This is a genomic window from Aminobacter sp. UC22_36 (genome assembly GCF_044056035.1).
Lineage (GTDB): Bacteria > Pseudomonadota > Alphaproteobacteria > Rhizobiales > Rhizobiaceae > Aminobacter.
On sequence record NZ_CP171996.1, the window covers coordinates 895,772 to 908,972 of the forward strand.

Consider the following 13,201-nt stretch of genomic DNA (forward strand, 5'->3'; position numbering starts at 1 on the left):
CCGCTAAGTGGTGGGCCTTGCCGGTGCCGCCCGTCAGCGGTGCGGCAACAGCCTGGTGAAATGGCCCATCTTGCGGCCCGGCCGCGCCTCGGCCTTGCCGTAGAGGTGGACGGCGACGTCGGCTTCGGCAAGCAGGGCCGGGACCTTTTCGATATCGTCGCCGATCAGGTTTTCCATGACGCAGTCGGAATGGCGGTTGGCGTCGCCGAGCGGCAGGCCGGCGACGGCGCGGATGTGCTGCTCGAACTGCGAGACGACGCAAGCGGCTTCGCTCCAGTGGCCGGAATTGTGCACCCGTGGCGCCATCTCGTTGACCAGCAGCGAACCGTCGGCAAGCACGAAGAACTCGACGCCGATGACGCCGACATAATCGAGTGCCGTGAGGATCTTGCGCGCCGCGTCGCGCGCTGCCGAAGCGGTTTCGTCGCTGATCGCCGCAGGCACGGTCGAGCTTGCGAGGATGCCGTTGCGATGGACATTTTCGGCCGGGTCGAAGGCGGCGATGCTGCCGTCGGTGCCGCGCGCAGCGATGATCGAGATTTCGCGCTCGAAGGCAACGAAGGATTCAAGGATCAGCGGCACATTGCCGAGCGAGGCGCAGGCGCCGTCGAAGCCGCCTGTCGTCATGTTGCGGAAGACCATCTGGCCCTTGCCGTCATAACCCATGCGGCAGGTCTTCAGCACGCCGCTGCCGCCAAAAGCCTGCAGTGCGGCGGCCAGATCCTGGTCGTTGTCCACAGGCATGAAGCGGGCTGTGGATATCCCGATGCCATTCAGGAAGGTCTTTTCGACGAGCCGGTCCTGGGCGACCTCGAGGGCGCGCGCCGGCGGGTAGACCGCGACGGTTCGAGCAAGCTGTTGGGCGGCAACGACGGGAACGTTTTCGAATTCATAGGTGACGACGGCACTGGCGCGCGCCAGCTCGTCGAGGGCTGCCGGATCGTCATAGGCAGCGACGATCTGGCGATTGGCGACCTGGGCCGCCGGGCAATCGGCCTGCGGTTCCAGAACCGTCGTCTGGTAGCCGAGGCGAGCGGCCGCCATGGCCAGCATGCGGCCAAGCTGGCCACCGCCGATGATGCCGATGGTGGCGCCGAGGGGGAGAGGGGCGCTCACGCGTCGTCCGTCGGCTGTTCGGCGACCCTGGCGGTCTGGGCGGCGCGCCATTCGTCGAGCCTTGCGGCGAGCGCGTCGTCGGACAGGGCAAGCACGGCTGCGGCAAGTAGCGCTGCGTTGGCCGCACCGGCCTTGCCGATGGCGAGTGTGCCGACGGGGATGCCGGCTGGCATCTGGACGATGGAGAGCAGCGAATCCTGGCCCGACAGCGCCTTTGATTCGACCGGCACGCCGAACACCGGCAGCGGGGTCATCGCCGCGGTCATGCCGGGAAGATGCGCCGCCCCGCCGGCGCCGGCGATGATGACGCGGAAGCCGGCAGCCTTGGCGCCCTTGGCGAATTCGTAAAGCCGATCGGGCGTGCGGTGGGCCGAGACGATGCGCGACTCGTAAGCAATGCCGAGCACGTCGAGCAATTCGGCGGCATGGCGCATGGTCGCCCAGTCAGACTGGCTCCCCATGATGATGGCGACGTCGACCCTGTCCTTGCTCACGCGCGGCACCCCTGCTTGATAAGCCTGCGCTTAACCGAAATGCGCTGCCATCGCAACCAAAGGCCCGCCAAAAATGGCGGATTCTCAGGCGATGATGTCGGGGATGATGCGGTCTTCGATCTGGGTGATCTTGTCCTTGAGCACCAGCTTCTTCTTCTTCATCCGCTGGATCTGCAACGTATCGCAGCCCATCGCGATCATCGCGTTGATCGCGGCATCAAAATCAGCATGGTCCTGCTTCAAGCGTGCAAACTCGAGACGAATCTCGGCCTGTTCCTGTTCCGACATGTCTACCGTCTGCAAACTCACTGGCGCACCCGGGGCGCTCCTAAGGCGGGGTCGGCGACTCCTTGTCACCGGCGCGAAGCCCTTATCACATTTCACGCTGTCAGGAAATGCTACCACGCTTTATTCGACATCGCCGACCGAGGGTGGCAGACTGTCATGGTTCCGTCACAGAGCACTGTCTGCGGTGGGCAGGGCTGTGCCCCGGGGCATCGAGGAAACCATGAAAGGGAGAACCAATCATGTCTCTTGCTTCCCATCTTGAAGAGCTTCAGCGCAAACATGGCGACGTCGAGCGTCAGCTCGGCGAGGCAATGAATCATCCATCCATGGACGACCTGCAAATCGTAGCGCTGAAGCGTCGCAAGCTGGCTCTCAAGGACGAGATTGAAAAACTGAGAGGCGACGACCCGACCCAGCACTAGGCTGGCCAGGAGGTCTCCAACAAGGCCCTGATTTTCGGCAAGGGTCCGACAGCCGGCGGCGAAACAACATCGCCGCCGGGACAGGGTGTTGTTTATCGGCCAAATCAGCGCATCACGTAAAGTCAGTCGCTCTTGCAGCGCGGCTGGTGGAGTTGCCGCGATCGGGCATCACGCCAACGCTGCGATCCAGCTTGTCGTTGGCCTGCCGTAATGTGGCAGTCTCTTGCCAGGCGTGGCCGCAACCTTGTCGCTGCCGTCAAGCGTCCCAGAACTGATCGAGCCAGATGTTGAGCTTGCGGAAGCCGGTGATGCTCACCGCATAGACGCGGCGCGTGCCTTCGGCGCGGGCGCTGACAAGGCCGGCATCGAGCAGCACCTTGAGATGCTGCGACACCGCCGGGCGTGACACCGGCAGGCCGGCGGCGAGTTCGCTCACGGTCTTGGGGCCACGCCGCAACTCCTCCAGCAGGTGGCGCCGGTTGGCATCCGAAATGGCGAGGAAGGTGTCGTCAGCTGTCATGGCTCCTTTGTGCCGCAACATCAGCGCAATCTCAACCATGAGTCGCAGCCTTGGCGTTCCTGCCCGACAGCTTTGCACGCTGCCAGTGGGGCGAGGTGTCAGCTTTCCGGTTCGGTCTTCTGCCTGGGGTCGAGGCGCAGCGATTCCGGCGTTGCGCTGCGGTCGGCCGGCTGGGTCTTGAAGGCTTCGCGTTCCTCGATCGGCACCGGCGCGCGGCGCTTGATGCGCAGCGCGGTGTAGCCGGCAAGCGCAAAGTGCGCCGCGGCGGTGGCGAGGAACAGCGCTTCGGGCCGCAACACATCCATCAGGCTCGCGCCAAGCAGCGGCCCGACCATGGTGCCGAAGCCGTAAAGCAGCAAAAGCCCGCCCGAAACCTTGACGAAATCCTCCGGCTTGGCGTGGTCGTTGGCATGCGCCACCGCCAGCGAATAAAGCGTGTAGGCAAAGGCACCGTAGCAGGCGGTCATGGCGATGACGAACGGGCCGGAGCGCGGCGCCACCAGGAAGATCAGCACGGCAGCGACGGCCGAGGCCAGCGACGCGCCGATCAGCACGTAGCGGCGGTCGGTCCTGTCGGAGATCTTGCCGACCGGGATCTGCAGCGCGGCGCCGGAGACGACGACAAGACTCATCATCAGCGCGATCTCGGGCGTCGAGATGCCGACGCGCGCGCCATAGACCCGCACCCAGCGTGCCCCAGTCGCCATTGGCGACACCGATAAGGAAACAGGCGACCGAGGCGACCGGCGAATTGGCGTAGAGCCCCTTGATGTCGAGCGAGACGTCCTGCAGCGGCTTGGGGTGGGCGGCACTCGAAACCGCGGTCGGGATCAGCGACAGGCAAAACAGGATGCCTGTGACCATGAACAGCGAGGCGCTGGTGACGTCGCCGCCGGCGACCATCATCTGGCCGGCCATGATCGAGGCATAGGTGACCATCATGTAGAGGCCAAAGACGGTGCCGCGGTTTTCGTTGGTGGCGCGCTCGTTGAGCCAGCTCTCGATGACCATGAAGGCGCCGGCCATGGCAAAGCCGGTGAAGGCGCGCAGCGCAATCCAGACATATTCGTTGACGATCAGGCCGGTCAGCAGGGCGATGATCGCAGCCGACGCGGCGAAGGTGCCGAAGGCGCGGACATGGCCGGCGCGGCGCACGACCCGCGGGGCAAAATAGCAGCCGGCAACGAAGCCGCCGGCCCAGGCGGTGCCCATCAGGCCAAGGGCCGTGGTCGAAAAACCTTCTTCCTGGCCGCGCAGGGGGAGCAGCAGGCCATGCAGGCCGGAGGCGGCAAGCAGGAAGGCGGTGCCGCGCAGCAAGGACAGGATCGGCCGGTAGGTTGCGAGCATCAGGTGTCCCACCACGAATCAATTAGGAAGTCAGAATGTGATGATAGCCGCTTTGGGGCTTATCGGTGGCGCGCCGGCGTCAGCCGCGCTTGAACAGCGCTTCGGCCGCCGATTTGGTCGAGCCCTTGGCGGTTAGTTCGGCCTCGAGCCGCACGATCTCGGCGCGCAGGGCCGAAATGCGCTCGTCGAGTTCGCCGACCGACAGCAAAGACAGGTCCTGGCCGATCTCGTGGACGGTCTTTTTCTTTTTCGGCTCGTCGTCGAACAGCGCCATCTCGCCTTCCTCCATGTCAGACAGGCGTTTGCCTGATTTGCCAATCAGAATACATAGTGCGGTCAACCACATGTAAAGTCCGGGACACACCGGACCGACGGAGACCGAAAAGACATGGCCACCAGACTTCCCGACAAGATGCTTGCGGTGGCGATCTCGCAGCCGGGCGGGCCGCGCGTGCTCAAGGCGGAAAAGCGCGACCTGCCCGAACTGGGCGCGGGCGAGATCCTGATCCGGGTCCATGCGGCCGGCGTCAACCGGCCTGACGTGTTGCAGCGCAAGGGCGCCTATCCCGCGCCGCCTGGTGCCTCCGACCTGCCCGGGCTCGAAGTGTCGGGCGAGGTGGCAGCCCTTGGCGAAGGTGCTGCGCGCTGGCGGGTTGGCGACGCGGTCTGTGCGCTGACGCCGGGGGGCGGTTATGCCGAATACGCCAAGGTGCACGAAACCAACGCGTTGCCGCTGCCCAGCGGCTTCACCTACACCGAAGCCGCCGCCGTGCCGGAAACCTTCTTCACCGTCTGGCACAATGTGTTCGAGCGCGGCGCGCTCAAACCAGGCGAAACACTTCTGGTGCATGGCGGCTCGTCGGGCATCGGCACGACAGCGATCCAGCTCGCCTCGGCCTTCGGCGCCTATGTCATCGCCACCGCCGGCTCGGAGGACAAATGCGCTGCCTGCCTCAAGCTCGGGGCCGACCGCGCCATCAACTACAAGTCGGAAGACTTCGTCCAGGCGGTGAAGGACGCCACCGACGGCAAGGGCGCCAATGTCATCCTCGACATGGTCGGCGGCGACTATGTCGGCCGCAACTATCATGCCGCCGCTGTCGACGGCCGCATCGTGCAGATCGCGACGCAAGGCGGGGCGGTGGCGAGTGCCGATTTCTCAAAGCTGATGGTCAAGAGGCTGACCCATACCGGCTCGACGCTGAGGCCACGCACCACCGAGTTCAAGGGCGCGATCGCCGCAGCGCTCGAGGCCCAGGTGTGGCCGCTGCTGGCTGTCCGCCGCGTCGCGCCTGTGATGGACATGATCTTCCCGCTCAAGGAAGCCTGGCGGGCGCATGAGCGCATGGAAGAGGGCGAACACATCGGCAAGATCGTGCTGGATGTCGGGTGAGGGGTTTCGCCCTTCGCTATGGCTCCAGGCGCTCGATATTCGAAAAGCCAAATCGTTGGCTTTTTGCCGGCGTTACGCCGTCATGTCTCACCCCTGCTCAGTCGTCGCCAGCCGCCGCGGACTTGGGGGCTCATCTCCGAGCAGCAGCACCTTATCCCCTGCCAGCCCGGACGCCGTCGCCAGGACGGAGGGTTATCGGTCAGGTGGAAAGGGGTTAGAAAAGAAGATTTTCAACACGATGTATTTGGGGTAGACTTCTTCGAAGAACTTTCATTATTTCAAAATCTTAGGGAGGGGCCATACTGATCTATCGGTGTCAATGTTCGCCGGAGATGATGAAATCTATCCACGGCGTTGGCCGGATATTTGTATGACTAATGCGGGGGGAGTCGCATTCAATGAGTTACGTTTTCCTTATTTCTGGACCGATTTCGGTAGGCAAAACCGCGTTGATGACCAAGTTCGAGCAGCGGTTTGGTGCCAAACGCCTGTCGACGCGACAAATACTTCTAAAAATCGACGCTACCGCTGATCGCGAGGCTCTAATCAAGCTTGGCATCGACAAGGACCAGCAGACAGGTGGCAAGTGGGTATTTGACGGCTTCAAAGCTGTGTCAGGCGATGAACCAGATGGTACTATTTGGCTGATTGATGCTGTCCGAACGAGTGAACAGGTTGCACACTTTCGCGAGGCCCTCGGCGAACGCGTGAGGCACATTCATCTCACCGCGCCAATAGGTGTGCTGCGTGAACGTTACGCCAGCCGACCTGCTGAGCTCAAAGAGTTTCCCACCTACGATGACGCCAAACTACACGGGACAGAGCAAAATATCGAAAGTTTGGCAAAGGGTGCAGACTTTGTCATCGAGACGGACAGAAGCGATCCTGCGTCACTGTTGGCTAGAGCGACTGCCGGCCTCGGGTTGTTTCCGCGCGCACCCGAGCAATGCGTCGATGTTTTAGTCGGCGCGCAATATGGGAGTGAGGGCAAGGGCAACATCTGTGCGCACATAGCGGAGGAGTACCAAGTCCTTGTACGTGTTGGAGGGCCGAATGCTGGTCATAAGGTTGCGCATCCAAAATATGACTACATCCAGATGCCGTCAGGCACGCTGTCGAACCTGACTGCTAAGATTTTGATTGGCGCGGGGGCAACCTTATCGGTCCTTCAGGTGCTGAAGGAGATCAAAGATCTCAATTTAACACCCGATCGCCTATCAATTGATCCGCAAGCCGTGATCATCGAGGACGCCGATAAACAGCAAGAAGAGCGAACGCTTGAGGTTATCGGCTCGACCAAGAAGGGGGTTGGTGCTGCGACGGCGCGGAAAATTATGGGCCGGGACGGCCAAGAGTATTGGGGCAGCAAAGTGCGTTTGGCGCGAGACATCCCGGAATTCAAGGAATTCATACGCTGTACGAAAACAGAACTGGAGAAAGCCTATGCGGCCGGTCACCGTGTGCTGTTGGAAGGAACTCAAGGAACAGACCTAAGCATACATCACGGCCAGTATCCCCATGTGACGTCGCGAGAAACAACGGCCTCCGGTTGCCTAGCCGATGCCGGGATCGCACCTAGCCGCGTACGCAAGGTCATCATGGTGATGCGCACTTATCCCATCAGAGTGGGTGGTGAGTCAGGTCCCATGGCCAACCCGATTAATTTTCGCATTGTTGCGGAGCGCAGCGGTATCTCAGAAGCGAGCATTGCCAATACAGAAGTGGGGACCGTTTCTGGGAAGCAAAGGCGGATCGCCGAATTCGATTGGGATCAAATCCGGCGAGCAGCGTCAATCAACGGTGTCACTGACATTGCGCTAACCTTCGCCGACTACATTGATGTCGCCAATCGCCCTGCCAGAAGGTTCAACGAACTGACACCAGAAACCAAATCATTCATCGAGGAGGTCGAACTTGTGACTAACGCCTCTGTTTCACTTATCGCCAAGGATTTCGGCAAAGATGCCGTAATTATCGATCGCCGTACTTGGGGAAAAGGATCGAAACAGTGACAGAAGCCGAACTTCTCGCACGGTACCCAAGGTTGTACCATATGGCCGAGGACGGCAGTTGGCCATCGATCCAGGCGAATGGCCTTCTCAGCACGTCGGCGCTTCTCGATCTCTATCGAGTGGAAGGCCAAGATCGTTTTGCCTTGGAATCGCAACGCCGGGCCGAGTCCGTGATCATCAAGCGAGACGAGTACCCGGACGCAATCGTTCGCGACCAGAAGCCAATGTCCGATTCGGCATTGAAAAAATGCTTGCTTGACGGACTGACACCACAGGAGTGGTACGAGAATCTCAATCGAAAAACCTTCTTTTGGCTTTCGAAGGAACGCTTGTGGAGGTTATTGGGAGCGAAAGCCTACCGCGAGGAACCGCAGACCGTACTGACGATTGATACTGCAGCTCTTGTCGCGGCTCATCGTGAGCGCATCCTTCTCAGCCCCATCAACAGCGGTTCGACGATCATGAAGCCGCAACCTCGTGGGAATGGAACTTTCATGACCGTTGCCGATTACCCGTACGCTGATCGGCGCCGCACGCGTACACACGCCGATGCTCTGGTCGAACTGGTAGTCCTCGATGGCGTCCCTGACATTCGCGACCACACGATAGCTGCGCACCGTATTGAAAATGGTCAGGTTGCCGAGATATGGCGGAGAGACGGGGCAGACGCAAACGATGGACCAGAGCTCTAAAGCTCAGGCATCGGACATTAGCCGCGCTGGTCGCTGGGATTTACGAATAAGGTCAGCAAGATGGCTGGTTAGTCCGATGTCGCCGTTGATTGTTACCCCGGCATCGGCGGGCAAGTCGGTCAAGAACGCGCGTAGTGCTTCCAGCCCGTCACTTGCGCTGAAGGAGCTCCAATGTTCAGCGTCCCCTGGGACAAGAACTGTAGAAGAGGATTGCGTTTCGCCGCGGTGTAGTTGGACAATCCAGACGTTTTGTCCGTCATGAACCCACTCGAATCTGACCGGCCCGAGTTCTTCTGATAGGCTCTGATACGCTTTACGCACGTCGCTCAGTACCGCAGATGGCAGGTTCTCGGGCCGATCTTTTCCAAGCATTAGTCCGTCGCCTTCGCCTTCACGCCCTTCAACCAAAAGTTCGTGATCGATAGTCACAATCGCTGCGCCCGAGTAAACGGCAGGAACAGCAGCTTGGCAAAGCACTGAGGCGATAGCACTGTGCTCGCTGTCTTCAACGGACATGAGCTTGAAAGGGTCTGTCCACCCTTTGAGCGTTGTGTAACGACCCGGCTCGGGATCGTGCGGACAAGTGCGAGTCCAAACCTCTAGACTTCCAGTTGGTCGACCGAAGGTGAACGGTGCGACTCGTCGGCCAAAAACAGTAGTTTTAGGAACAGGTAACCCTAGGTGATCAGCTATCAGCAAGCCAAACGCTTTGTCGCCTATATGACGGCTAAAACGGTTGGGCCATGCAAAGCTTGGAGAGGGATAACTGCTGTCTGTTTTTTCGTATTCCCACGCGAGCGTATGGCTGCGCTTCCAGCCACGGGGCTTCGGGTGGATGCTAAACTCTAAGCGACTATCATGCGGAGTATCGATGTCTGGTTGAAAACCATAGACAGTTTTCAGCAAAGCTATGCCCCAGTCCAGTGGCAAAGAGACCACCCCTGGTTTCTCCACACAGCGAGGCGTGTCGTCTGGGGCAAACTCGATGACGCCGCCCTGGATTACGCCTGAAACGCCGCCGTCATTGATGTCGACCGTTTCGTTGGCGATGATGAATAGTCCTTCACCGGCGAGCCGATTGGCAGAAGCAATAGCGTCTTCTAGTCGGCCGAGCCCGTACACAAATTCTCGGCTACGAGGACTGTCGGGCGAATAGCTGCGGAGATTGATCGTCCCATCCACGCTGTTGCTCAGCAGCACATTTAGCGCTGCAGGGAGTGAGCCGAAATCGTGATTAGGGGCAAAGCCAGTGATGCGCGAGTATTGCTGCCGCAGGCGACCGTCGGCATGCGGAGCGAAGCTCACAAATTGAGCAACATTTCCAGTTCGGGCCAGCGTATCGAGCGACTGGTCCTTGCGCACGTTCATCGATTTTTCCTTCGAATGGTCCGCTCTGCGGCGTCTGAACCATAGCGCGTAGTGTGCCGGCCATACACCCGCAATCCAATCGTTTTCCAGAGATTGCTTTAGCTTGTGGACAACATCTGACAACGTAAATTCTATTGCCTGCCCTATCGGGGCGATGTTGTTGAAATGTCGACGGAAAGCGCGCGCTTTCAGCTATCTAACCTACCGTGAAGCTGCTCGAAGCGCTGTAGAAAAATTTGCTTTGCCTCTGGCGGTGAATACGACTTTACCGTGATTTTTGCGGGGATCACGCCTGCTGCGTGTGCCCATGCATCTGTTCCAGAGGGCATGATCTGAGCTTGTTCTGCAGCGAGCACGCGCAAGTCGGCTTTTTTGACCGCATCTGGAAGTGGATACGGCACGCTGAAGCGGTCGAAGATAGCGCGTTCAACATCGGCCTCGATACGCTTGTAAGCCGGCAGCAGTTGCTTCAGCGGGCGAGTTACATCACCAATGAAGGCTTCCGCCGCGTCATGCATGAGGGCTGCATATGCGTGGTCGCTTGCAACTTCGCTTACATGCACACAGTGTTCAGCCACTGAATAAAAGCGGTCGCACTGGCCGGCATAGCGGCATATCAGTGAGAGGCCATGAGCAATGTCGTCGATCGTAAATTCGCTACTATGAGGATCCAGGAAGTCCAATACTGCGCCGCTGCGGAGCATGATTGTCGGTCCTACGGCCACTTTTACAGCGATCAATGAGTGCTTTGTCATCGCGTGGCTCCTTCGCGAACTTAGAGGAAGACAACTCTATTCGTTTCGACAGCACTCTCAACAGGCACCTTGCAACCGCTACCGGTTGATTTAGCGCCGATGTCGTCTACTAATTGTAGTTGGGCGGGAAAATTGATAGCGGGTCCATGCCGTTTTGCACCACGTTTTTTTGTCGCAGGCATGAAGCCTGCTGATGGTATGTTCAGGCGCCAGACTCCGGCTATGCCGTCCCGAACTCATTCTCCTATAGTGCTCCTACTGCCGGGATCTGCCTGGGCAGGTTTCGGGCTGAGTGCGTGACAAAGAACCTGACAAGAACCCGCCTCCTCGGCCTCGCGCTCTGGCTCGCCGCACTTGCGGCCTTTGCGCTCTATTCGGTCGAGGCGTCGCGGGCGCGGCTGGCGGGTGAGCTGGAGGTGACCGGGCGGACGCTGCACCGGCTGATCTCGCAGCGGGCGGCACAGCATGATGCGCATATGACCAGCCTGATCGCGCTGACCAGTGCCGACCCGCCCTTGGGCGCGGTGCGGCAGGTGATGGAGAGCATATCAAGGTTTTATCCGCGCATTGCCTGGATCGCGCTGGTCTCGCTCGGTGGCGAGGGTGGCGAGGGTGGCGGCGCGGCTGTGGCCAGCGGCGCGGCGGCGGCTGGCGCGGGTGCTGCGCCCGCCGGCGGGGTCAGCATGCTGGTCGAAGTGCCCGAGGGCGGCGGCGAGGACCTCACGCCGTTGCGCGGGGCGATCGGCGAACAGCTGCGCGGCAAGATCTCGGTGTATGCGAGCCAGAATGGCCGCTATCTGCTGGCCAAGCGGGCGCAAGCGCCTTCGGACGCGGCTTTGGTGTTCGGCATCGACGCCAGGCTGTTGCTGGAGCCGGAGGAGCGCCCCAGCTGGGCGCATCTCAGGCTCATGCTCGACGGCCAGGAACTGCTCGACCTGCCGGCGGACGAGGATTTTGGTACTGGCAGCGCGCTTGTGGCGGCACCGCATTTCGAGAAGGTGATCGACGGCGAGGGGCAGCGGATCCTGCTTACGCTCGACCGGGCGCTGCCGCTGGCAGCCCTTCTGCCGCCGAGCCAGTTGCTGGGCTTTGCTGTTTTGGCCGGCCTTGCGTCGTTTGCGCTGATGTTTGCCTTGCGCCAGCGGGCGGCGGCGCAGGCATCGCTGCAAACGGCACGGCAAGCGGAGGCACGCGCATTGTTGCAGGAGCGGGAGACGCTTCTGGCGCATGCCTCGCGCGTCAACGCCATGGGCGAGCTGGCGTCCGGCATGGCGCATGAGCTGACGCAGCCGCTGACGGCGGTGCTGAGCCGCAGCCAGGCGGCACTCAGGCTGGCGAGTGCGGAAAAGCCCGATCTCGGGCTGATCGCGCAGGCGCTCGACGTCAATGTGCGCGAGGCCAAGCGCGCCGGCGCCATGCTGAAACGCATGCGCGACTATGCCTCCAACAAGGCGCCGGCGCCCGTCGCCTCTGATCTGAACGGGATCGTCACCGAGATCGTGGCGCTGACTTCCGCCGATCTCGCGCGGCGCGGTATCGCGCTGGAACTCCAGCTTGCCGGGGACGGGCCGGAGGCGGTGGTCGACCCCATCGAGATGGAGCAGGTGCTGCACAACCTGATCCGCAATGCCGCCGATGCGCTGGAAGGCACCGTTGGTGCGCGGATCAGCATCGAGACGCGTGCCGTCGGCGGCGAGGTGCAGGTCGTGGTGTCGGACAACGGGCCAGGCATCGCAGCCGAGGTGCTGCCAAAACTGTTCACACCGTTCTTCACCACCAAGGCCGACGGCATGGGGCTGGGGCTGTCCTTGTGCCAGACGCTGGTGGAGCGGGTCGACGGGCGGATCGAGGCGCAGAATGGCGAGGGCGGTGGGGCGCGGTTCGTCATCACGCTGCCCGCCGCATCGGCCCGAAAATCGCAACCGATTGCCGGAACGCACGATGCGTAGATTCAACGACTGCCGGACGGTCCTTAGCGCGTCCACACGCGCGGTGCGCGGGTTCATCAGGTGGCGGAGCGGCCTTGACGCGTCCACACGCGTGCTGCGGGGAGAAGGCGCATGAGCCGGTACAAGGTCTATCTGATCGACGACGACGAGGCGGTGCGCGAGGCGATCGCGTTCCTGCTCGGTACCTATGGCATCGAGGTCGAGACCTTAGGTGATCCCAAGACGTTCCTGGCGCATGTCGATGAAGACAAGCCAGGCTGCCTGGTCGTCGACCTGCGCATGCCCGAAGTGTCGGGGCTGCAGCTGCACCAGAAGCTCAGTGAGCGCGGCATCGACTGGCCGACCATCATGATCACCGGCCATGGCGACGTCGCCGCCTGCCGCCGCGCCTTCAAGGCCGGCATCCAGGATTTCCTGACCAAGCCGGTCGATGGCGAGGTGCTGGTCGAAGCACTTCAGCAGGGTTTCTTGAGCCTCGACGCCAGGCTGGAAAAGCGCGAGGCGCGCACGCTTCTGGCCAGGCTGACGGAGCGCGAGCGCGAGGTGCTCGACATGGTGGCGCAGGGCTGGGCGAGCAAGGAGGTGGCGCAGGCACTCGACGTGTCGGTGCGCACCATCGACGCGCACCGGGCCAAGATCGCCGAGAAACTCGGCACCAGCTCGGTGGCCGAGTTCGTGCGGCTGACGCTGCTGGAAAAGGGGGCGTGACATCCGCTTTCGCTGCGTCGACCTGCGCTTCGCCCTGACGGGGCGGCTAGGTAGTCCTACCTAGGCCAGGTGGTGGCATCGCGGATTCTGCTGTGCCTGTGACCAGCGTAGGTATTGCCTCGGACAAGCAAGACGCT

13 protein-coding genes and 1 pseudogene are annotated in these 13,201 nt (G+C 61.4%); 6 read left to right on the forward strand and 8 right to left on the reverse strand.

Features of this window, described 5'->3' with window-relative positions:
- Positions 1 to 33 precede the first annotated feature (33 nt).
- From ACHMW7_RS07425 to ACHMW7_RS07435, 3 genes are all read right to left on the reverse strand, one after another.
- Entirely contained in the window at positions 34 to 1,053 is a 1,020-nt protein-coding gene (locus ACHMW7_RS07425) for a 5-(carboxyamino)imidazole ribonucleotide synthase (protein WP_395451285.1), read from the reverse strand.
- 59 nt (positions 1,054 to 1,112) lie between these two features.
- Positions 1,113 to 1,577, reverse strand: coding sequence for a 5-(carboxyamino)imidazole ribonucleotide mutase (purE, locus tag ACHMW7_RS07430; RefSeq protein ID WP_395451286.1), 465 nt, complete (start codon positions 1,575 to 1,577; stop codon positions 1,113 to 1,115).
- A gap of 117 nt (positions 1,578 to 1,694) precedes the next feature.
- A complete protein-coding gene (locus tag ACHMW7_RS07435; protein ID WP_214391539.1) occupies positions 1,695 to 1,898 on the reverse strand; it encodes a YdcH family protein in 204 nt (67 codons plus the stop codon).
- A gap of 239 nt (positions 1,899 to 2,137) precedes the next feature.
- Here ACHMW7_RS07435 and ACHMW7_RS07440 point away from each other — a divergent pair, with 239 nt between their 5' ends.
- Entirely contained in the window at positions 2,138 to 2,320 is a 183-nt protein-coding gene (locus tag ACHMW7_RS07440; protein WP_184772614.1) for a YdcH family protein, read from the forward strand.
- Positions 2,321 to 2,576: 256 nt separating this feature from the next.
- Here ACHMW7_RS07440 and ACHMW7_RS07445 read toward each other — a convergent pair whose 3' ends face one another.
- The 3 genes and pseudogenes from ACHMW7_RS07445 to ACHMW7_RS07455 all read right to left on the reverse strand — a co-directional run bounded on the left by ACHMW7_RS07445 (position 2,577) and on the right by ACHMW7_RS07455 (position 4,461).
- Complete coding sequence (locus tag ACHMW7_RS07445; RefSeq protein ID WP_395449651.1) at positions 2,577 to 2,840, reverse strand: ArsR/SmtB family transcription factor; 264 nt, start codon at positions 2,838 to 2,840, stop codon at positions 2,577 to 2,579.
- Between the two features lie 98 nt (positions 2,841 to 2,938).
- A pseudogene (locus ACHMW7_RS07450) lies at positions 2,939 to 4,187 on the reverse strand (MFS transporter).
- A 79-nt stretch (positions 4,188 to 4,266) separates the two neighbouring features.
- On the reverse strand, positions 4,267 to 4,461 hold the full coding sequence (locus ACHMW7_RS07455) for a DUF1192 domain-containing protein (protein WP_395449652.1): 195 nt from the start codon (positions 4,459 to 4,461) through the stop codon (positions 4,267 to 4,269).
- A 114-nt stretch (positions 4,462 to 4,575) separates the two neighbouring features.
- On the opposite strand from ACHMW7_RS07455, the gene ACHMW7_RS07460 reads away from it, so the two are divergent.
- The 3 genes from ACHMW7_RS07460 (at position 4,576) to ACHMW7_RS07470 (ending at position 8,284) form a co-directional block, all read left to right on the forward strand.
- Complete coding sequence (locus ACHMW7_RS07460) at positions 4,576 to 5,580, forward strand: NAD(P)H-quinone oxidoreductase (RefSeq protein WP_395449653.1); 1,005 nt, start codon at positions 4,576 to 4,578, stop codon at positions 5,578 to 5,580.
- Between the two features lie 398 nt (positions 5,581 to 5,978).
- Positions 5,979 to 7,592: an adenylosuccinate synthetase gene (locus ACHMW7_RS07465; protein ID WP_395449654.1), complete on the forward strand. Its 1,614-nt coding sequence runs from the start codon at positions 5,979 to 5,981 to the stop codon at positions 7,590 to 7,592.
- Positions 7,593 to 7,633: 41 nt separating this feature from the next.
- Positions 7,634 to 8,284: a DUF7002 family protein gene (locus ACHMW7_RS07470; protein WP_395449655.1), complete on the forward strand. Its 651-nt coding sequence runs from the start codon at positions 7,634 to 7,636 to the stop codon at positions 8,282 to 8,284.
- Positions 8,285 to 8,287: 3 nt separating this feature from the next.
- Here the strand turns inward: ACHMW7_RS07470 and ACHMW7_RS07475 are convergent, their stop codons facing one another.
- Both ACHMW7_RS07475 and ACHMW7_RS07480 read right to left on the reverse strand, forming a co-directional pair.
- Entirely contained in the window at positions 8,288 to 9,652 is a 1,365-nt protein-coding gene (locus ACHMW7_RS07475) for a hypothetical protein (protein WP_395449656.1), read from the reverse strand.
- A gap of 188 nt (positions 9,653 to 9,840) precedes the next feature.
- A complete protein-coding gene (locus ACHMW7_RS07480; RefSeq protein WP_395449657.1) occupies positions 9,841 to 10,407 on the reverse strand; it encodes a hypothetical protein in 567 nt (188 codons plus the stop codon).
- Positions 10,408 to 10,703: 296 nt separating this feature from the next.
- Here ACHMW7_RS07480 and ACHMW7_RS07485 point away from each other — a divergent pair, with 296 nt between their 5' ends.
- Both ACHMW7_RS07485 and ACHMW7_RS07490 read left to right on the forward strand, forming a co-directional pair.
- Positions 10,704 to 12,356 carry a sensor histidine kinase gene (locus tag ACHMW7_RS07485; protein ID WP_395449658.1) on the forward strand — a complete coding sequence of 551 codons (1,653 nt, stop codon included), beginning with the start codon at positions 10,704 to 10,706 and terminating at the stop codon, positions 12,354 to 12,356.
- A 111-nt stretch (positions 12,357 to 12,467) separates the two neighbouring features.
- Positions 12,468 to 13,064 carry a response regulator transcription factor gene (locus ACHMW7_RS07490; protein WP_395449659.1) on the forward strand — a complete coding sequence of 199 codons (597 nt, stop codon included), beginning with the start codon at positions 12,468 to 12,470 and terminating at the stop codon, positions 13,062 to 13,064.
- The last annotated feature ends 137 nt before the right edge of the window (positions 13,065 to 13,201 follow it).